General features: G+C 63.9%; 22 protein-coding genes, 1 tRNA gene and 1 pseudogene. 23 read left to right on the forward strand and 1 reads right to left on the reverse strand.

Annotated elements, in window-relative coordinates:
- Positions 1-421 precede the first annotated feature (421 nt).
- From CWO91_RS13735 to rnz, 4 genes and pseudogenes are all read left to right on the forward strand, one after another.
- On the forward strand, positions 422-1,639 hold the full coding sequence (locus CWO91_RS13735) for a multidrug effflux MFS transporter (RefSeq protein ID WP_130213940.1): 1,218 nt from the start codon (positions 422-424) through the stop codon (positions 1,637-1,639).
- 15 nt (positions 1,640-1,654) lie between these two features.
- On the forward strand, positions 1,655-3,052 hold the full coding sequence (gene guaD / locus CWO91_RS13740) for a guanine deaminase (RefSeq protein WP_130213941.1): 1,398 nt from the start codon (positions 1,655-1,657) through the stop codon (positions 3,050-3,052).
- Positions 3,053-3,067: 15 nt separating this feature from the next.
- Positions 3,068-4,051 carry an antibiotic biosynthesis monooxygenase gene (locus tag CWO91_RS13745; protein ID WP_130213942.1) on the forward strand — a complete coding sequence of 328 codons (984 nt, stop codon included), beginning with the start codon at positions 3,068-3,070 and terminating at the stop codon, positions 4,049-4,051.
- A 29-nt stretch (positions 4,052-4,080) separates the two neighbouring features.
- A pseudogene (gene rnz / locus CWO91_RS13750) lies at positions 4,081-4,982 on the forward strand (ribonuclease Z).
- Positions 4,983-4,997: 15 nt separating this feature from the next.
- Here rnz and CWO91_RS13755 read toward each other — a convergent pair.
- Positions 4,998-5,849, reverse strand: coding sequence for an IclR family transcriptional regulator (locus CWO91_RS13755; protein WP_245471245.1), 852 nt, complete (start codon positions 5,847-5,849; stop codon positions 4,998-5,000).
- A gap of 102 nt (positions 5,850-5,951) precedes the next feature.
- Between CWO91_RS13755 and CWO91_RS13760 the strand changes: the two genes are divergently transcribed.
- The 19 genes from CWO91_RS13760 (at position 5,952) to CWO91_RS13850 (ending at position 19,826) form a co-directional block, all read left to right on the forward strand.
- Positions 5,952-6,872: a dihydrodipicolinate synthase family protein gene (locus CWO91_RS13760; RefSeq protein WP_165405433.1), complete on the forward strand. Its 921-nt coding sequence runs from the start codon at positions 5,952-5,954 to the stop codon at positions 6,870-6,872.
- Between the two features lie 27 nt (positions 6,873-6,899).
- Positions 6,900-8,345: an FAD-binding oxidoreductase gene (locus CWO91_RS13765; protein ID WP_130213943.1), complete on the forward strand. Its 1,446-nt coding sequence runs from the start codon at positions 6,900-6,902 to the stop codon at positions 8,343-8,345.
- Complete coding sequence (locus tag CWO91_RS13770; protein WP_130213944.1) at positions 8,342-9,448, forward strand: four-carbon acid sugar kinase family protein; 1,107 nt, start codon at positions 8,342-8,344, stop codon at positions 9,446-9,448. Before CWO91_RS13765 ends, CWO91_RS13770 begins: the two co-directional genes overlap by 4 nt.
- The gene (pdxA, locus tag CWO91_RS13775; RefSeq protein ID WP_130213945.1) at positions 9,445-10,485 is read left to right on the forward strand and encodes a 4-hydroxythreonine-4-phosphate dehydrogenase PdxA; all 1,041 of its coding nucleotides are present in this window, start codon (positions 9,445-9,447) and stop codon (positions 10,483-10,485) included. The genes CWO91_RS13770 and pdxA overlap by 4 nt, the downstream gene beginning before the upstream one ends.
- Positions 10,486-10,498: 13 nt before the next feature.
- A complete protein-coding gene (locus CWO91_RS13780; protein ID WP_208753023.1) occupies positions 10,499-11,629 on the forward strand; it encodes an iron-containing alcohol dehydrogenase in 1,131 nt (376 codons plus the stop codon).
- Positions 11,630-11,774: 145 nt separating this feature from the next.
- Entirely contained in the window at positions 11,775-12,746 is a 972-nt protein-coding gene (locus CWO91_RS13785; protein ID WP_165405434.1) for a Bug family tripartite tricarboxylate transporter substrate binding protein, read from the forward strand.
- A 150-nt stretch (positions 12,747-12,896) separates the two neighbouring features.
- Positions 12,897-12,970 (forward strand) — tRNA-Gln (locus CWO91_RS13790).
- A gap of 350 nt (positions 12,971-13,320) precedes the next feature.
- The gene (locus CWO91_RS13795) at positions 13,321-14,439 is read left to right on the forward strand and encodes a phage portal protein (protein WP_245471249.1); all 1,119 of its coding nucleotides are present in this window, start codon (positions 13,321-13,323) and stop codon (positions 14,437-14,439) included.
- The gene (locus CWO91_RS13800; protein ID WP_130213949.1) at positions 14,439-15,107 is read left to right on the forward strand and encodes a tail assembly protein; all 669 of its coding nucleotides are present in this window, start codon (positions 14,439-14,441) and stop codon (positions 15,105-15,107) included. Before CWO91_RS13795 ends, CWO91_RS13800 begins: the two co-directional genes overlap by 1 nt.
- Positions 15,107-15,433 carry a gene transfer agent family protein gene (locus CWO91_RS13805; protein ID WP_130213950.1) on the forward strand — a complete coding sequence of 109 codons (327 nt, stop codon included), beginning with the start codon at positions 15,107-15,109 and terminating at the stop codon, positions 15,431-15,433. The genes CWO91_RS13800 and CWO91_RS13805 overlap by 1 nt, the downstream gene beginning before the upstream one ends.
- Complete coding sequence (locus tag CWO91_RS13810; RefSeq protein ID WP_130213951.1) at positions 15,434-15,847, forward strand: hypothetical protein; 414 nt, start codon at positions 15,434-15,436, stop codon at positions 15,845-15,847.
- Positions 15,847-16,344: an HK97 family phage prohead protease gene (locus tag CWO91_RS13815; protein ID WP_130213952.1), complete on the forward strand. Its 498-nt coding sequence runs from the start codon at positions 15,847-15,849 to the stop codon at positions 16,342-16,344. Before CWO91_RS13810 ends, CWO91_RS13815 begins: the two co-directional genes overlap by 1 nt.
- Positions 16,295-17,494 (forward strand): phage major capsid protein, encoded by a 1,200-nt coding sequence (locus CWO91_RS13820; RefSeq protein ID WP_245471246.1) that lies wholly within the window; start codon positions 16,295-16,297, stop codon positions 17,492-17,494. The genes CWO91_RS13815 and CWO91_RS13820 overlap by 50 nt, the downstream gene beginning before the upstream one ends.
- Before the next feature lie 12 nt (positions 17,495-17,506).
- Positions 17,507-18,088 (forward strand): phage tail assembly chaperone, encoded by a 582-nt coding sequence (locus CWO91_RS13825; protein WP_165405435.1) that lies wholly within the window; start codon positions 17,507-17,509, stop codon positions 18,086-18,088.
- Complete coding sequence (locus CWO91_RS13830; RefSeq protein WP_130213954.1) at positions 18,088-18,429, forward strand: HNH endonuclease; 342 nt, start codon at positions 18,088-18,090, stop codon at positions 18,427-18,429. Before CWO91_RS13825 ends, CWO91_RS13830 begins: the two co-directional genes overlap by 1 nt.
- Positions 18,426-18,782: a hypothetical protein gene (locus CWO91_RS13835; protein ID WP_130213955.1), complete on the forward strand. Its 357-nt coding sequence runs from the start codon at positions 18,426-18,428 to the stop codon at positions 18,780-18,782. The genes CWO91_RS13830 and CWO91_RS13835 overlap by 4 nt, the downstream gene beginning before the upstream one ends.
- Before the next feature lie 18 nt (positions 18,783-18,800).
- Positions 18,801-19,088, forward strand: coding sequence for a head-tail connector protein (locus CWO91_RS13840; RefSeq protein WP_130213956.1), 288 nt, complete (start codon positions 18,801-18,803; stop codon positions 19,086-19,088).
- Position 19,089: 1 nt separating this feature from the next.
- A complete protein-coding gene (locus CWO91_RS13845) occupies positions 19,090-19,512 on the forward strand; it encodes a DUF3168 domain-containing protein (RefSeq protein WP_130213957.1) in 423 nt (140 codons plus the stop codon).
- Positions 19,509-19,826, forward strand: a complete 318-nt coding sequence (locus tag CWO91_RS13850; RefSeq protein ID WP_130213958.1) for a phage head closure protein — start codon at positions 19,509-19,511, stop codon at positions 19,824-19,826. Before CWO91_RS13845 ends, CWO91_RS13850 begins: the two co-directional genes overlap by 4 nt.
- Position 19,827 lies beyond the last annotated feature (1 nt).

Genomic DNA, 19,827 nt, shown 5'->3' on the forward strand with positions numbered 1-19,827 from the left:
GCCGTAGTGGGAACCAGATCTGCCCGCCGGTCGGGCGGAAGGCGGCCGCGATCCTCGATGCCTTCCGAGCGGTTAACGGCGTCGGCCGACTTGCGAATTCACAACCGGCGATCATGCAATTTTGCGCCTGTTTTGCCCGACGTGTCAAACGTTCCCCCGCGCAGGGCTCGCGCCGCGTGGTGCGAAATTCTTCAATGATTTGTACTGTGCATGGGGTCGTTTTCGCGTTTTTTGTTTGAGCGCCCGGCTGGCAGCAAAGATCGCAACGTCGGCCAATCAAAATCGGTACCGATACGGGAACGCCTAAGAGTTTTTACACACAGTTCTGACACGCTCCACGCGTCAAGACCGCAGCCTGCGTCGTCGCATCTCATTGCGCGCACGAAAAGACAGGCCCGCGGCCATCGAGGGGGCGTAAGCCATGACTGCAGTTGCGTCGGACGCTGATCGCGCGAAGCGGGGGATCGTGCCGATCCTGCTGTGCGTCGTGCCGTTCAGTCAGATTCCGCTCGACGCCTATACGCCGGGCCTGCCGCAGATGGTGGTGGACCTCGCAGCCGATCCGGCTTCGATGCAGAACACCGTCACCGCCTACATGCTCGGCATGTCGCTCGCACTGGTGCCGGTCGGCATCGCCTCCGATACGCTTGGCCGCCGCAACGTTCTGCTCGCAGGCCTGTCAGTGCTCATCGCGATGAGCATTGCCTGTGCGCTGGCCACCAGCGCCTCGCTGCTGCTTGCGCTGCGTTTCCTGCAAGGCATCGGCGGCTGCACCTGTCTCGTCGTTGCCTATGCGGTCGGAGCCGACTGTTTTCGTGGCCGCGAGCTCACGGCGATCTCCGGTCTGCTTGGCGCTGCCTGGGGTCTCGCGCCCGTGCTGGCGCCTGCAGCCGGCGGCTTCATCGTTGAGCTGACGTCGTGGCGCGGAGTCTTCGTCGTCATTGCCATCGCCGCGGCAATCGTCGCCGCGATCGTCATGCTGCTGCTGCCGGAAACATTGCCGGCGGAGCGGCGAGCGCCGTTCGATCCGCGCCGCACCGCCGGCATTCTGCGCGAGGCCCTCGTTCGCCCGGGCTTCCTCGCCTTCGTGCTGGTGTTTGCTGCCGCAGCCAGCGCGCAGTTGGCATTCGGCGTCGTCGCGCCGTTCTTCTACCAGACCGGCCTCGGTTATTCGGCGGCCATCTACGGTCTCGTCGCGCTCGGCCTTGGCGGGGTGAATCTCGCCGGCGAGCTCGGCTGCGCCCATTTCGCGCGCTTCATGCCGGCCCGCATGCTGGGCTTCGGCGCCTTCGCGCTGTTTCTCGCCGGCGCTGCGCTCCTGACCGCGACTGGCATGGTCTTTGGTCTCGATTTTGCGTCGATCACGATCGGCGGCGCGCTGGTGCTCGGCGGCTGCGGCGTGCTGTGCCCGATGATGTACGGCATGGCGCTCGGCCTGTTCGAGCGCGACCACGGCCTGATCGGCGGCCTCATCAGCGCGCTCTGCTACCTCGCCGTGAGCGGTGCCATGGCAATCGCGGCGGTGTTGCCCGAGGCGACGCAGGCACCGATCGGAGGGCTCTATCTCGGCCTCTGCGCCATCGCGGGCACGCTGCTTGCGATCTCGCTGCCCTCGGCGCGCCAGGCCACACAGACCTAAGGAAGGAACCACATCATGACCACCGTCGGTATTCGCGGCACGTTCTTCGACTTCGTCGACGATCCCTGGAAGCACATCGGCAACGAGCAGGCCGCGGCGCGCTTTCACCAGGACGGCCTCATGGTCGTTACCGACGGCGTCATCAAGGCGTTCGGCCCCTACGACAAGATTGCCGCCGCGCATCCCGGCGTTGAGATCACCCATATCAAGGATCGCATCATCGTCCCGGGCTTCATCGACGGCCACATCCATCTGCCGCAGACCCGCGTGCTCGGGGCCTACGGCGAGCAACTGCTGCCTTGGCTCCAAAAGTGGGTCTATCCGGAAGAGCTCAAATACCGGGATCGCAACTACGCGCGCGAGGGCGTGAAGCGTTTCCTCGACGCGCTGCTGGCGTCCGGCACCACCACCTGCCAGGCCTTCACAAGCTCGTCGCCTGTTTCAACCGAGGAACTGTTCGAGGAAGCGGCCCGCCGCAACATGCGCGTCATCGCGGGCCTCACCGGCATTGATCGCAACGCGCCGGCCGATTTCATCGATACCCCGGAGAATTTCTACCGCGACAGCAAGCGTTTGATCGCGCAGTACCACAACAAGGGCCGCAACCTCTACGCCATCACGCCGCGCTTCGCCTTCGGCGCCTCGCCGGACCTGCTGAGGGCGTGTCAGCGCCTCAAGCATGAACATCCGGATTGCTGGGTCAACACGCACATCTCCGAGAACCCGGCCGAATGCAGTGGCGTGCTGGTCGAGCATCCGGACTGCCAGGACTATCTCGGCGTCTATGAGAAGTTCGATCTGGTCGGACCAAAGTTCTCCGGCGGCCACGGCGTCTATCTCTCCAACAACGAGTTCCGCCGCATGTCGAAGAAGGGCGCGGCGGTAGTGTTCTGCCCGTGCTCGAACCTGTTCCTCGGCAGCGGTCTGTTCCGGCTCGGCCGCGCCACCGATCCGGAGCATCGCGTGAAGATGTCGTTCGGCACCGACGTCGGCGGCGGCAACCGCTTCTCGATGATCTCTGTGCTCGACGATGCCTACAAGGTCGGCATGTGCAACAACACGCTGCTCGACGGCAGCATCGATCCGGCGCGCAAGGATCTCGCCGAAGCCGAGCGCAACAAGCTCTCGCCCTATCGCGGCTTCTGGTCGATCACGCTCGGCGGTGCCGAGGGTCTCTACATCGACGACAAGCTCGGTAATTTCGAGCCCGGCAAGGAGGCCGATTTCGTCGCGCTCGATCCGAACGGGGGTCAGATCGCGCAGCACTGGCACCAGTCGCTGATCGCCGACGGCGGCGGGCCGCGCACGATGGACGAGGCCGCGAGCATGCTGTTCGCCGTGATGATGGTCGGCGACGATCGCTGCGTCGACGAGACCTGGGTGATGGGCAAGCGTCTCTACAAGAAGGACTGAGGCGGACGGCTGCCAATGAGCGCATCTTCTGACACGGCCGGCCAGCCGGTTGCACTCGTCATCCAACGCCGCATCGCCGACGACGGCTTTGCCGTGTTCGCGCGGTGGAACGGCGAGGTCGGCGAGGCGCTCAAGGCCTGGCCCGGCTTCCTCAGCCAGGAGGTGGTGCCGCCGCAGCCGCCGGCGCATGTCGACTGGGTGACGATCCTGCGCTTTGCGAGCCCGGCCGCTGCCCGTGCCTGGCTTCAGAGCGATGTGCGGGCGCGGCTCATCGCAGAGGTGCAGCGCTTCTTCGTCGGTTCGGAGGATGTCCATATCCTGCCCGATACCGGCGTGCAGCGCGACAGTGCGGTCTCCGCCGTGATCTCCTTCAAAGTCCCGGACGGACTCGAAGACGCTTTCCTCAAATGGCAGCAGCGCATCCAGGCCGCAGAAGCCGAGTTCAAGGGATTTTTGCGCCACAAGATCGAGCGGCTGATTCCAGGCCTGCATGACGAATGGATCATCATCCTGTCGTTCGACAGTGATGCCAACCTCAATGCATGGCTGGACTCGCCGTTGCGGCAGTCGCTGCTGAGCGAAGGCGAGCGCTTCAACGCCGGCATGAATGTCAAGCGGGCGAGCTACGGCTTCAATTTCTGGTTCCCGGCCGGAAAGGCGCAGGCTCCGGAGCAAGGACCTGGCCTGATCTGGAAGAGCAACCTCATCGTCCTTCTGGTGCTCTATCCCGTGGTCTACCTCTGGGGCTACTTCATCAGCGCGCCCTTGATCGACAGTCACGGCGTTCCGGTCTGGCTGTCGCTCTTCGTCGGCAATCTCGTCAGCACCCAGCTGCTCGGCTGGTGGCTGGTGCCCGCTGCCTTTAGGGCGCTCGATTGGTGGATCTCGCCGAAGGCGAAGATCGGACGCCAGATCGCAGGCTATGCACTCCTTGCCGCGCTCTATGCCGCGTCGATGGGCCTGTACGCGCTGCTGCTCGCGTGGCATTGGGGACGGTGAGACCGTCCACAATTGGACACGTGACGACCATGTTTGCCCTGACGTTTCTCGGAACCTCGGCCAGCGTTCCGTCGGCGGAGCGCAACCATCCGGCGCTCCTGGTGGAGGCGGCGGGCAAGCGTATTCTGGTCGATTGCGGCGAGGGCACGCAGCGCCAGTTGCTGCGCAGCGGTGCCGGCTTTCGGCGGCTCGACCGCATCCTGCTGACGCATGCCCATCTCGATCACGTACTCGGCATCCCCGGCCTCTTTTCAACGCTGGGCTTACGGCAGAGCGCCGACGTGATGACCATTCATGGCGGTCAGGGCACGCTCGACCTGGTCGTCCGCATGCTTGCGGGCCTGTGGGGCGCGGGCAGGGCGCCGATCGCGGTGGAGTTCTCAGCCCTGACCGAAGGGCAGGTCATCGACGCCGGCGACTTCACCATCGACTGCTTTCCGGTTCGCCATGCGACACCGACAGTTTTGGCTTCGCGTTCCAGAGTCCCGCCCGCCGCCATCTTCGGCCGGAGCGACTTGCTGAGCTGGGCGTTCCAGACGGGCCGATGCGCGGAGAGTTGGCCGCGGGACGACCGGTCGTGATCGCGGATCGTACGATCGATCCGGAGGACGTCCTGGGGCCGCCAAGCGGCGGCAGGAAGCTCGTCGTGATCGGCGACACGGAGACCACGGAAGATCTCTCCAAATACGCTTCCGGCGCCGATCTTCTGGTGATCGAGGCAACGTTCCTCGATCGCGACGCCTCGACCGCGCGGGACTATGGGCACCTCACTGCGCGCGATGCGGCCACGTTTGCGGCCGCGACCAACGTCGGCCAGCTCTTGCTGACGCATCAGTCGGGTCGCTATGAGGACGATGAGGTCCTTGCGGAAGCAGCCAGGATTTTTCCGAACACCCGGATCGCTGCCGACCTCGATCGCATTGCCATCTAGTCCTCACGACGGCGTTCAGCTCGTCAATCCGGACTTGATGGCGAGGTCCTGCACCTGGCGCGTCAGCTGCATCAGGCGCGGCAGCGCCTGGTCGCGAAAGGCCGGCATGTCCATGCGCACCGCATCGATGGTGACGCTCAATCCGGCGATCACAAGACCCTGGGCGTCGAAGATCGGCGCTGCCAGCGTGCGCAGGCCATAGGCGTTCTCGCCGTCGGAAACGGCGTGCCCTTTCTTCTTCACCTGATCGAGCCGGGCGAGCAGGGCGTCGAGGTCGGTGAGCGTTCGCTCCGACAGTTTGACGCGTGGTCGCGACTCCAGTCGCGCGATCTGCTCGTCCCGCGCCAGATGCGCCAGCATGACATGGCCGAGCGCCGCGCTATAGGCGGGGATTCGCGTGCCCGGCCGGCGATCCATCTTGTGGCGGTCGAGGCCCGCGCCGACCCGCGCGAGATAGACCACGTCGCCCCCGTCGAGGATGCCGAGCGAAGCCGCATCGCCGACGTCAGGCACGAGGTCGCGCAGCAGCGGCTCGACGATCGGCCGCAGCGACCCGTGCGACAGCACGGTGTAGCCGAGATCGAGACAGGCAACGCCAAGGCGGAACCGGCGGCTCTGCGGAACGGCCTGGAGGTAGCCGAGTTCGATCAAGGTCTGTATCAGGCGGAACGCCGTTCCGCGATCGAGGTCGGCCCGTGCGGCAATCTCACTCAGGGTCAGCTCGAAGGCCTCGCTGGTGAAGCTCTTGAGCACAGCGAAGGCCTTGCCGACGGAAGCGACGTAATTCTTTGGATTTTTCGCGTCAGTGTCCGATACGCGTTTCGTGGCCTTCTTTTCGACCTTGGCCATGCTCGAATGTCTCGCCATGACATGTCCCCTTGACGTGGCGGCAAGCTGATTTTACGACGGGACAATCCAATAACAAATGTTCGCATTCCGAACAACATCGATTTGACGATCGGAGGAAGTTTGTCGACATCATCGCTGCACCCTCATGGCGTGTTCTCCGCCGCACTGACTCCGCTCGATGCCGAGTTCGCCCCCGATCATGCGCGTTTCGTCGCACATTGCCGCTATCTGCTCGACGAAGGCTGCGACGGCATCGCGCTGCTCGGCACGACCGGTGAGGCGAACTCGTTCTCGGCCACGGAGCGCACCGCGCTGCTCGAAGCGGTGGTCGCCGCCGGCATCGCGCCGCAACGCCTTCTGCCGGGCACTGGTGTCACCGCGCTCAGCGAAACTATTGCGCTTACGCGTCACGCGCTCTCGGTGGGTGTCGACACCGTGGTGATGCTGCCGCCGTTCTACTACAAGGGCGTCAGCGACGACGGCATTTTCGCGTCGTACAGCGAGGTCGTGCAGCGCATCGGCGATGCCAGGCTCAGAGTCGTGCTCTATCATATCCCGCAAATTTCGGCGCAACCGATCTCGCACGGGCTGATCGAGCGGCTGCGCGCGGCTTATCCGGCCACCTTCACCGGCATCAAGGATTCCTCCGGTGACTTCGCCAACATGACCGCGATGGTCGAACGCTTTCCCGGCTTTTCGGTCCTGGTCGGCGCTGATCCGTTGCTGTTGCCGCTGCTGCGCAAGGGCGGCGCCGGCTGCATCACTGCGACGTCCAATCTCGTGGCGCGCGACCTTGCCTACGTCTACAAGCACTTTCGCGACAGCGACGACGACGCGGCGCTCAAGGCCGCGCAGGCGCGCATCGTCGGGGCACGCGAATTGGTCTCGCGCTTCCCGCAGATGGCCTCGCTCAAGGCGCTGGTGGCCGCGCGCACCGGCCATGCCGGATGGCAGCGGCTGCGTCCGCCTCTGGAATCCTTGCCATCGGCTCAAGTGAAAGAGCTGCTTGCGAATGCCGCTGCATTCGCAGCCGCCGTCTAGCCGCGACGCCGGCGGCGAGGCGATCCGATGTCCGACTCTTTCCAGGAAGCGCTGTGCGGGCTCGCTGACATCGTCGGCGACAAGCACGTCATCGCCTCCGGAGCCGACCAGGAGCCCTACGTGGTGGACTGGCGCGGCCGCTATCACGGTCACGCGGTCGCGGTAGTGAAGCCCGGCTCGACCGCCGAGGTCGCCGCCGTCGTCAAACTCTGCGCGGCAACGCAGCTCGCGATCGTGCCGCAGGGCGGCAACACCGGCATGTGCGGGGCCGCGACGCCGGACGATCGCGCAGGCAATGTCGTGATCCGGCTCGACCGTATGCGGGCCGTGCGCGACGTCAGCCCGCTCGCCAACACGATCACCGTGGAAGCCGGCTGCATCCTCGCCGAGGTGCAGAACGCAGCTCGTAACGTCGATCGCTATTTTCCCTTGAGCCTGGGGGCCGAGGGCTCCTGCCAGATCGGCGGCAACATTTCCACCAATGCCGGCGGCACGGCCGTGCTTCGCTACGGACCGACACGCGACCTCGTGCTCGGGCTGGAGGTCGTGCTGCCCGACGGGCGCGTCTTCAACGGCCTGCGCGCGCTGCGCAAGGACAACACCGGTTACGCGCTCAAGCAGCTCTTCATCGGCGCAGAGGGCACGCTCGGCATCGTCACGGCGGCGGTCCTGAAACTGTTTGCGCCGCCGCGCAGCTCCGCGCTGGCGCTGCTGAAATTGCAAGGCGTCGAGCAGGCGCTCGAGATCATGCAGCGCCTGCGCGGTGTGGTCGGCGACCGGCTCGGCAGCCTCGAGATCATGTCGCGCTCGCAGATCGAGGCGATTGCGGAGACCGTGCCGCATGTGACTATTCCGTTCGAGCTGACGACGCCGTGGTATCTGATCGTAGAGTTGACCGACACGCTCGCAGGCGTTGACCTCAACGAGCCGCTCGCCACGGTGCTCGCGGAGGCGATGGAGGCCGGGCTCACTGACGACGTCATCCTGGCGTCGAACCTGGCGCAGGCCAAGGCGATCTGGGCAGTCAGGCACAGCGTGTCCGAAGGCAACAAGCGCAGCGGCTATGTCGTGTCGCATGACAGCGTGGTGCCGCTGGAGCGGCAGGCGGCCTTCGTCGCCAATGTCGAGGCCCGGATCAAGGCTGCCGTGCCGCATGCGCGCGTCGTGATGCACGGCCATATCGGCGACGGCAATATCCACGTGATCGCGCTGATCGACCGCGCGCATTGTCAGGACCCTGCTGCAACGGCCGCGCTGGTGGCTGAGATCAACGAGATCGTCGATGACGAGACCGCAGCGCAAGGCGGAGCCATCAGTGCCGAGCACGGCATTGGCATCACCAATCGCGGCCGGCTCGCGCGCGTCACCGATCCCCTCGATATCGAGCTGATGCGAGACATCAAGCAACTGTTCGATCCGAATGGCCTGATGAACCCGGGCAAGATCTTTAGTGCCGGAGGCGCGCGACGATGACGAGCGTCCGCCTGCTTGCCGACGATCTCACCGGTGCGCTTGACACCGCGGCGGGGTTCGTCGGCCTGTGCGGACCGTTCGACGTCATCTGGCCGGATGCGCCTCAAGTGCCGCACACTCCGAGCCTCGCGATCGATAGCGGAACCCGCGAGCGACCTAAGGCCGAGAGCATCGAGATCGTCGAACGACTGGCGCCGCAGCTCCGCGGGGCGGCGATCGCCTACAAGAAGGTCGATAGCCTCCTTCGCGGCGCATGGGCGGCCGAGCTTGGCGCCTGCCTGCGCAGCGGCGATTGGGCGTCCTGCGTGGTCGCTCCCGCCTTCGACTATCAGGGGCGCCGCACAATGGGTGGCCAGCAATTTGCGCGCACGGTGCAAGGCGAGTGGCACCGCGTCGGCGATAATCTCCTGGCCCAGCTGCGGCAGGACGGCATCGAGGCGCGGCAGGGCGGGGCCGACACGCTGTCGCAGGGCGGCGTTCAGGTCTTCGACGCCGAAAGCGATATCGACCTCGATCGTATCGTCGAGATGGGGCGGCGCATGCCGGGACCCGTGCTATGGTGCGGCAGCGGCGGGCTCGCCGGCGCGCTCGCCCGCAGCCATCGCGCCGATGCGCCGAGCCAATTGAAGCTGCCGGTGCTGGGGCTGTTCGGCTCGGATCAGCCCGCGACTGCGTCTCAGCTGGCCGCGTGCGGCGAGGCAACTATCGCGCTTGCGGAAGGCGAGGGCGCGGCGCCTGTGCGGCGCAAGCTGGCCGATGGCGCCGTGGCACTGGTCAAATTCTCTCTCGCCGACGGCCTGACGCGCGCCGAGGCGGCGCGGCGGATCGCGCGCGAAATGACGGCACTTATCGCGTCGCTCGAACCACCGGGCACGCTGATCGTTGCTGGCGGCGAGACCCTGAAGGCGGCGTGCGTTACACTTGGCGCGCATGCGCTCCAGGTGACGGGACGTATCGTGCCGGGATTGCCTCGTTCGATCTTGCAGGGCGGCCGGTGGGCTGGAGTGGACGTGATTTCGAAGTCCGGTGCATTCGGGCCCAGCGAGCTCTGGCGCGATCTGCTTCGGGACAATCATTTGCTCGACATGAGGAGTCCGACATGACCTCTCGTCATCTTGCCATCACCATGGGTGATCCCGCCGGGATCGGACCGGAGATCATCATCAAGGCCTGCGTCGGGCTGAAGGACCGGATCACGAAGGGCGATCTGCGCCTGCTGATCATCGGCAGCGGCGCGGCGCTTGATGGCGCAAAGGCCGCGCTCGGCGCGGACATTGCCATTCCCGAAGTAAGCGACGAGGATCGCGACTGGCCGAATCTGTGCTTCCTTCAGGCCGACGTCGAGGGCGAGCCGATAAGGCCCGGTGTCTTGAGCGCTGACGGCGGCCGTTTTGCCTACAAGGCGATCGAGCAGGGCGTGCGCCTGACGCAGGCGGGCCGCACCGCGGCCATCGTCACGGCACCGCTCAACAAGGAAGCGCTCAACAAGGCCGGCTATCACTTTCCCGGACATACCGAGATGCTCGCGCATCTCACCGGCGTGCGCGGTTCGGTGATGTTGCTCGCCCATGGCAACATGCGCGTCAGCCACGTCTCGACTCATGTGGCGCTGGAGGACGTGCCGAAGCGTCTGACGCCGGAGCGCCTGCGCATGGTGATCGATCTCACCAACGACGCGCTGCGCCGGCTCGGCATCGAAAGGCCGAAGATCGCGATCGCCGCGCTCAATCCGCATGCGGGCGAGGGCGGCCTGTTCGGCCGGCAGGACATCGACGTCTCGGCGCCGACAATCGCCAAGGCGGTCGCTGACGGTCTCGACGTCGTCGGTCCAGTGCCGGGCGACACCATCTTCGTCAAGCTGCGCGCCGGCCAGTACGATGCCGCGGTCGCGATGTATCACGACCAGGGCCACATCCCTGTCAAGCTGCTCGGGTTCCAGGTCGATCCCGCCACCGGACGCTGGCAGGAGCTCTCCGGCGTCAACATCACGCTGGGCCTGCCGATCATCCGCACGTCGGTCGATCACGGCACCGCCTTCGACATCGCCGGCAAGGGCATCGCCAACGAGCACAGCCTGATCGAAGCTATCGACTATGCCGAGCGGCTGGCCGTCGGCGCTTCCTCCGCATCCAAGTCATGAGATCGAACGCACGATGACCAACGCCTTCACGCCCATCGAAATCCTTCGTCCGGCCGCGATCGAGTTCGGCTGCGGTACAATCGCAGCCGCGGCACGCTTCGCCGAACGGATCGGCGCCAAACGGCCGCTGGTGATCTCGGACCCGTTCAACGCGCGTCGCGTCGACACGCTGGCGCTGCCCGGCGCGGTCAAGCTGTTCGGCGATGTGAAGCCCGAGCCGGACCTGCCTAATCTCGAGAAGGCGGTCGCGATGGCGCGCGACGCCAAGCCAGATCTCGTCGTCGGGTTCGGCGGCGGCAGCGCGATGGATCTGGCCAAGCTGGTGGCGGTGATGTGCACGAACGACGTGGCTTTCGCCGACATCGTTGGGCCGGAGAAGGTGGCCGGTCGCAGCGTGGCGCTGATGCAGATTCCCACCACCTCGGGCACCGGCAGCGAAGCCGGCACCCGCGCGCTCGTCACCGACCCCGTGAGCCAGAACAAGCAGGCGGTGCAGAGCCGCTTCATGCTGGCTGACATCGCCATCGTCGATCCGGATCTGACGATGACGGTGCCGAAAGAGGTCACTGCGGCGACTGGCGTCGACGCGCTGGCACATTGCGTCGAGGCCTATACCAGCCGCAAGTCGCATCCGACAATCGATCTCTATGCGCTCGAAGGCGCGCGGCTGGTCGGGCAGTATCTCAAGCGGGCGGTGGTCGATGGTGGCGATCGCGAGGCGCGTGCGGGCCTGGCGCTGGCCTCGCTCTATGGCGGCTATTGCCTCGGGCCGGTGAACACGACCGCCGGTCATGCGGTGGCGTATCCGCTCGGCACGCGTCACCATGTGGCGCATGGGCTTGCCTGTGCGGTGATCTTCCCGCACACGCTGGCCTTCAACATGCCGGCCGTGGAGGCGAAGACCGTCGCGGTGCTCCAGGCGCTTGGATTGCCGAAGCAGGGCGATGCAAAGCTGGCGTTCGACGCAACCTACAAGTTCTGCGCCGATCTCGGTATCGAGATGCGGCTGTCGGCGCTCGGCGTGCCCAAGGACGACCTCGGCGTGATGGCCGACGAGGCACACGCCATTCGCCGCCTGCTCGACAACAATCCGCGCGACCTCAGCCGGGATGCGATCCTGAACATGTACGAGGTCGCGTTCTAGAGCATGATCCGGAAAAGTGTGTAGCGGGTTTCCGAAAAGACCATGCTCAAACAAATTACCTAAGGCGCGATGCATCGCGCTTTAGCCACCTCCGCCGCTCGTTCGCGGCACCCAATCAACAACACTGAAAACAGAGGAAACTTCGATGAGATCGACGTGGCTTGTTCTTGCCTCACTCATGCTGTTGGCGACGTCGCCGGCAAAGGCCCAGGACAGTTATCCGTCCAAGCAGGTGACGGTGATCGTTCCCTTCGCCGCCGGCGGTACCGCCGACATCTTCGCCCGCATGGTCTCCAACCATTTGCAAGCGAAGTTCGGCAAGCCATTCGTGGTCGAGAATGTCGGCGGCGCCGGCTCGATCCTCGGCGTGACTCGGCTGGCGAAGTCGGCACCTGATGGCATCACGCTCGGGCTTGCGAGCACGTCCGCGCTCGCGATCAACCCGTCGCTCTATGGTCCGAAGCTCAGCTACCAGCCGGACAAGGATCTTGTGCCGGTTGCCCAGATCAGCGTCGTGCCCAACGTGCTTGTCGTGAACCCCAACAAGATCAAGGCGCGCACCGTGCCGGAGCTGATCGCTTATCTGAAGGCGAATCCGGACAAGGTCTCGTTCGGCTCGGCCGGCGTCGGCACCTCGCAGCATCTGGCCGCCGAGCTGTTTCAGCAGATGACCGGCACCAAGATGGTGCACGTCCCCTACAAGGGCTCCAGCCAGATGCTGACGGACCTGTTGGGCGGCCAGATCGATCTCGCCTTCGACAACGTGCCGCTGCTGCTGCCGCAGGTGAAGACCGGCCAACTCGCGATGCTTGCGACCGCAACGCCGAAGCGCGCCACTTTCGATCCGGAGGTGCCCGCCGTTGCCGAATTCCTGCCGGGCTTCGAGGCCGTGGCCTGGCACGGCTTCTTCGTCCCGGCCGGGACGCCGAAACCGATCGTCGAAAAGCTCTCCGCCGAGATCCGCGCCTTCATGCAGCAGCCGGACACGGTGCAGAAATTGGCCGAGCTCGGCGCCACCGCGGTCGCGGTGGCTTCCGAGCCGTTTGCGGCCTACATCACCGCTGAGACGGCGCGGTGGAAGAAGGTGATCGAGGCGGCAAACATCAAGATGGATTAGAAGGATCAACAGGACCCGCGTGGCAGCGCTTGCCAGCCCGGAGGCGAGCAGGTAGAACGCTGCCACGCCTGAGCCGTGATTTGCGCCAAACGCGCTTCCGGCCACAGTCGAGCAAATCAACAAGACCTTGAATTTGTTCGACTATTCCGTTGGGGAATGGTGTAACGGTAGCACAACAGACTCTGACTCTGTTTGTCTTGGTTCGAATCCAGGTTCCCCAGCCAGTTTGCAGTTTCAGCAGTAAAATCAATTAGTTAGAAGGAAGTGCGGCGCACAAAATCGGTGCCGCTCGTAACCGCTTTTCGGCACCGGCGACCGTAGCCGGCGACTCAATTTCGCCACAATCTCCACGCAAGATAATTGCGCGTTCGGACTTCGCTCCGAAACAAAAGCACACAGAGAATCCGTTCAATCGCTCGCCTAACCAGCGGGCCTAACGCTCTGTTGTGCTTTCTTGTCTCTCACGTCACGCTTCAAATCCCTTCTTCGTATCGAGACCAAAGCCACGTCGGGCGTCTCCACGCCTGAGGCTTGGCTGTTCGAACTGTTCGGCGCGAACCCGACCTTGGCCGGCGTGACCGTCACGCCCCATAGCGCTATGACGTGCGCGTCGGTCGCATGCGCAGTGCGCTCGATCGCTGAAGCCGCCGGCTCGCTTCCCCTCCACATTTACAAGCAGCTCCCGGACGGCGGCAAAGAGAAGGCCACCGATCACCCGCTCTACAAGATCCTTCATGACGCGCCGAATAGCTTCACGCCGGCCGCACTGTTTCGCACCCAGCTCATGGCGGATGCGCTGCTCCAGCCCTGGGGTGGCTTTGCGCAAATTGTCCGCGTCGATGGTGGCAAGCCCGCCGAACTGATCCGGCTGGACCCCAGGACCGCACCCGTAGCCGTAGACGACCGGGACCTTGAACCGACCTACAAGGTGAACGGTCGCGAGATCGCTGGCGCCGACGTGATCCATATCCCGAGCCCTTCCTACGACCAGCGCAAGGGCCTGGTTGGCGAAGGCCGCGAGGCCATCGCGCTCGCGATTGTTCTGGAACGCCATGCCGCGCGCCTATTCGGCAATGGCGCTAGGCCTTCGGGCGTTCTCAGCTTGAAGGGCACCATTACGCCCGATGCGCTCGGCAAGGCCAAGGCCGCATGGCAGGCCGCTCACAGCGGAAGCAACTCCGGCGGCACCGCAGTCTTGCCCAGCGATGCGTCCTGGCAGGCGCTCACGTTCAACAGCGTCGATAGCCAGTTCCTTGAAATGCGAACGTATGCGGTGGCGGAGATCGCGAGATTGTTTCGTGTCCCGTTGCACCTGTTGATGCAGGTCGACCGCGCTCAGCCGCGCTCCATCGAATCAATCGGGCAGGAATTCCTCTCGCAAGCTCTGCTCCCCCGGCTCAAGTCCTTCGAGCAGGAGCTAGAGCTGAAGCTCCTGACGCCGGAAGAGCGCGATCACTATGCCATCGAGTTCAATATCGACGGCTTTGCGCGCGCCGATCTTCTCGCCCGCGCCCAGGCCCTTAGCGCGACCGTCTCAGCGCGCATTCTCAACCCGAATGAAGCTCGCCAGATCGGCTTCGGCTTGCCGGCCTATGAGGGCGGCGACGTGTTCGAGAACTTCAACACGTCATCCGCACATGCCGGCGGCGCCCTCAATGCCGGCAACGATAACAATCAAGAGGATGCCGCCTGATGCTTCGCACAATCCATCTGCACGGCCGACTCAGCAAAGAATTCGGCGCCTCGTATCGCTTTGAAGTCGCGACGGCCGCTGAAGCGTTGCGCGCGCTGAACTGTGCTTTCCCCGGTCGCTTCGTGAAGGCGATTGAGCAGGGCTATTACAAGATCGTCCGTGGCGACAAGCGCAACGGCATGCAGCTCGACCTCGACTTGGTCAAGGGCTTCAATCTCGGCCTTGCCGATCTGCACATCATTCCAGTTTCGCGGGGCGCGGCCTCGAATACCGCAAAGGGCACCACCAAAATCGTTCTCGGTGCGGCACTGGTCGGCGGCGCAATCTTTCTAAGCGGCGGTGTGCTCGCCACGCCGCTCGCCGCGTCCGGCATTCTGAGCGGCACGACCTATGGCACCGTGGCCGCGCTTGGACTCGGCCTCGCTCTGTCCGGCGCCTCAACGCTGCTCGCCAAGCCTGCCGGTCAGTCGACGGAGGGCTCCAATGGCCTCAGCGTCAACGGCGGCAACATCGGCAATTCAGGCAAGCAAGGCGACGCCATTCCGCTGATCTATGGCGAGTGTCTGGTCGGATCGACCCCGATCTCCGTCTGGTCGAGCATTGAAGACATCAGCGTCTATGCCGACAGCGCCGGCTCCATTGAGACCGCATTTGGGGAGGCCGGCTGATGGCTGATCTCTCTTACACCGCGTTCTTCGGCGACCAGGAATACGCATTCAAGCTCACACCGGCACTGATCCGCGAGCTTGAGACCAAGTGCGGCTCTGGCGTCGGCATGATTGCCAACCGGCTGTTCTCGCGCAACTTCGCCCAGGCCGACATCACCGAAACCATCCGGCTCGCTCTGATCGGCGGCGACATCACACCCAAGCGAGCCCATGAGCTGATCGTCGCCTATGTCGACGGTCGCCCGCTGGTCGAAACATACGAACTCGCCGCAAAGATTTTGGAGCGGACGCTGTTCGGCGCTCCCACCTCGAAAGGAAACAACTAAGTGACTTTTGCCACCGGCACTCCCATCAGCGACGCCAATGCATTACCAGTCACCGTTACAGGCGACAGCACCCGCGTCGACTACAGCGCGAACATCACTATTTCGAACGGCCAGAGCCTATCTCCGGCGATTGACTTGGCTGGCCATGTGTTGTCGCGCATTGAGCTTCCGAGCGCTTGGACTGCCGCCACGCTTACGCTTCAGGTCAGCACGGATGGCGTGACCTATCGCGACCTCTGGGACGAGAGCGGCGAAGTCACGTATCAGGCCGGCGCTAATCGCGCCATTCACCTTAGCTCGTTCGGCTGGTGGACCATCCGCTACCTGAAGATTCGCAGCGGCACCTCCGCCGCACCGGTCAATCAAGGGGCTGACCGCACCATTGCGCTTTACAGCGGTTACAAGGCGTCGTGATGGACCGCCTAGAGATCAAGGCAACGCTGAGCGTCAGCGATGAAGGTGAAATCACCGGCATCGCTTGGCCGTTCAATGCAGGCCCCGACAGCTATGGCGACCTCATTCAAAAGGGCGCCTTCAACATCGCTGTCAGCGACATGCCGATTCTTTTCAACCACGATCCCAGCGACCTCATTGGCACCTGGACGGAGGTGAAAGAGACGGACGAAGGCCTGATGGTGAAAGGCAAGCTGCACATGGACCGCCCGCGCGCCCGTTCTGTGCTCGCCATGATCCGGGGCCAACTCGCCAGCGGGCTCAGCATCGGCTTCCGCACCAAGGCCGCGATCAAGCAAGGCACCCGTCGCCTTATCACCGCGCTTGACGTTTTCGAAACATCGATCGTGCGTAACCCCGCCCATCCTCGCGCCCGTGTAACCGGGGCGAAATCCGACGACACGGCGCGTGCCGTGGCCGATCTCATCAAGCGATTCACGGCATCGCTTAAATCCTAGGAGCTTTGACTACCCAATGAAGACTGCGAACGCACTGGAATTCAAGGACGCCGGCGAGGCCGATGATCCGATTGCCTCCGTTGCCAAGGAACTGGCGGAGTTGAAGGCGGCCCTCGAAACGAAGGCAGCCAACGACAACACCAAGCTCACCGAGCGCTTGGACCGTATCGAGGCCAAGATCAACCGGCCCGGCAGTCGCGCTGCCAACGATAATGAGCCCAAGATCGAAACCAAGGCTTTCGAGTCGTTCCTTCGCGGCGGAGCTGACAAGATGGACGATCTCGAAAAGAAGTCCCTGGTCGTCAGCAATAACACTGCGATCGCACCGCCGGAATTCGGCAACGAGATTCTGAAGCTCCTGCGCCAGTTCTCGCCCATTCGCCAGTATGCAAACGTTCGCACCATCGGCGCCGGTCAGGTGAAGTATCCTCGACGCACGGGCAGCCCGGCCGCCGTGATCGTCGGCGAAACCGAAGACCGCACCGGGAGCGAGCCGTCCTATGAGCAGATCGGCATCACCCCGTATGAGTATGCGACTTATACGGACATTTCCAACTGGCTTCTGGAAGACAACGCCTATGGCATCGAGGGCGAACTTCACTCGGAATTCGGCGAGGCATTCGGCATTGGCGAGGGCACCCACTTCGTCAAGGGTAACGGCACGACCCAGCCCATGGGCTTGCTGAGCGCGACCGGTATCACCACCGTCATCACCGGCAACGCTGCGGACTTCCCGACCTCCACGCCCGCCGACGTGCTGATCAATATGTTCCACAAGCTCCCGGGCGCACATGCCCAGAATGGCGTGTGGCTCATGAACCGCAACACGCTCGGTAAGATTCGTCTCTGGAAGGATGGCATGGGCCGCTATCTGGTCCTGGACCCGATCTCTGACGGCGCGCCGACCACCTTGCTCGGCCGTCCGATCGTTGAGGCGGTCGATATGCCCGACATCGCCGCTAATGCCTTCCCGGTCATGTTCGGCGACCTCAAGGGCTATCGCATCGTCGATCGCGTCGGCATTTCGATCCTTCGCGACCCCTACACGCTTGCGACCAAAGGACAGGTCCGCTTCCACGCGCGCAAGCGTGTCGGCGCCGACGTGACCCATCCTGATCGCTTCGTGAAGCTCAAGGTCTCGGCGACCTAAGAGGAAATGAATATGCGGCTCGCAGCGAACACTTTTGCCCTCCAGCTCGGCAGCAGGTCTTTCGACCTGAAGCCGTCGCTGCGAGCCGCGTTCATCCTATACGAACGTTATGACGGCTTCCATAACCTCTCGCGCCACCTCGCCGAAGGAAGCCTAACCGCCGCCCTCGACATCATCAGCGCGACCATTGTCAACGCCAAGGCCTGGGGCGAATACGCGCTCCCGACTAACAGCGCCATCGTGTGCGACCTAATGGCCGCGACTGGCGACCTGATAGAATTCGTCATGTTGCTCGCTGGCGCAGACGACAAGGCCAGCGACAAACCGCAGGCCGGCAAGCCCATCCCGTTTGATGAATGGTTCACGAGCCTCTTTGAGATCGGCACCGGTTGGCTGTCGTGGCCTCCGGAAACCGTGTGGGACGCCACGCCCGCAGAGATACTCGCTGCCCAGCGCGGCCGCGTCGCAATGCTCAAGGCTATCTTCGGCGGGAAAGACGACCAGTGCGCAGATGTAACGGACAATTCATTCGCCGACCTCAAGGCCGACCTCAACGCCATCGGTGACCTCACCAATCATTCGAGGCCGCGCTGATGGCCTGGAAACCGCGCCGCGTATGTCGCTGCGGCAAGATCATTGCGGCAACCGATCTCTGTGAATGTCAAATCAGGCGCAAGGCAGAGGCCGATCAGCGCAGGCCCAACGCCAACGATCGCGGCTATGACAGCAAGTGGCGTCGCGAGAGCAAGGAATTCCTAGCTCAACCTCAGAACCGCTTCTGTGCTTGTGGCTGCGGTCGCATCGCGGATTGTGTTGACCACAAGACCCCTCATCGCGGCGACATGAAGCTGTTCTGGGACCGGAAGAACTGGCAGCCGCTCGCCAGCTCGCCCTGCCATGCCAGCCGCAAGCAACGCACGGAGCGCCGGCAATGAGCGACAAGGAGCTTTGGCGCGCCGTAGTCCAGCAAGCGATCACAGATGCAACCCAACCACTCTCGACCAAGCGACGATCGGTTCGCCTTGATCAGGTGCGCACACGCGAATGGCTCACCGAGCCGAACAGCGACTTTGAGGACGTTTGCGAACTCGCAGAGCTGGACCCCGTCAAGGTGCGCAAGCATGTGCTGCCCATGATCGCAGAGGCAACGAAGAACGATCAGCCGATGCCACAACGCACGCGCCAACGCCGTGTCCGCTTCTCAGCAAGGCACACCCGGGGGGTGGGTGAAAACATCTCAAACGACCGCCGCGACCGGTGCCCCCGGGTCGCGCAAGAGAGCGTCTAATTGGAGTTTTTTTCGACCATGCCCGGCATCACCCTTGACCAAGCCAAAGCCCATTTGAACGTCACTCTGGACCAGGACGACGCCCTGCTTACCGACAAGCTGGCGGCGGCAAAGGTGTGGGTTGGTGCCTATACGGCCTCGAATGTGGACGCGGACGGCACACCGGCGCCAGTGAATGAAGCCGTCCTGCAATTGACCGCGCACCTCTACCAGAACCGGGAAGCATCCCTGGTTGGCGTCACCGCCCAGGAATTGCCGTTCGGTTTCCTCGACCTTCTGGCCCCTTACCGCGCGTTTTGCTTCTGAAATGACGACTTCTGACCCGTCTCTTGCCCTCCAAAAAGCCATCCGGTCGCGTCTTATCGCGAGCCCGGAGCTGATGGCGCTGGTCCAGGCTGAGCACGTCCTGGACGCCAATGGTCGCCCCGAGATCATGCCGGCCGTCTACATCGGCGAGGGACAGACCATCTTCCGGCGCTGGGATGCGACGACGCATGCCACGCTGCACGTCTGGTTCGCTGAACCGGGTTTGGTCCAGTGCAAGGAAGCCGTTTCGGCCATCGTTGCGGCGCTGCGGGTCGACGCCCAGGCTGATGGCGTGCTGCAAATCGACGGCTTCACAGTCCATGACATGCAGGCCACCCAGACCCGGTATCTCCGCGACCCGCATGGCTCGTTCAGCCACGGCATTGTTTCCGTCGCTGCTATCGTGAAAGCGAGGGCGGCATGAGGGCCGGCAACCTCGACCGCATCATTGAAATCCAGCGCCGCACCACCGGCCTGGACCTCTATGGGACCGTGATCGAAACCTGGACCACGTTTGCCACCATGCGGGCCCAGCTGCTCAAGAATGCCACCGACGACCGCGAGGGTGCCCGCGGGCACACCACCGACGCGGTGCTGACGTTCCGCATGTATTACTTCGCCAGCCTCAGCCTCAATGACCAGCTGCTCTATGAGGGGCAGCAATACGAGATCACCGGCATTGCCGAGATCGGCCGACGCGTCGGGATGGACGTTACCTGCGAGCGAGTTGGCGCATGAA

The organism is Bradyrhizobium genosp. SA-3 (genome assembly GCF_004212635.1).
Taxonomy (GTDB): Bacteria; Pseudomonadota; Alphaproteobacteria; order Rhizobiales; family Xanthobacteraceae; genus Bradyrhizobium.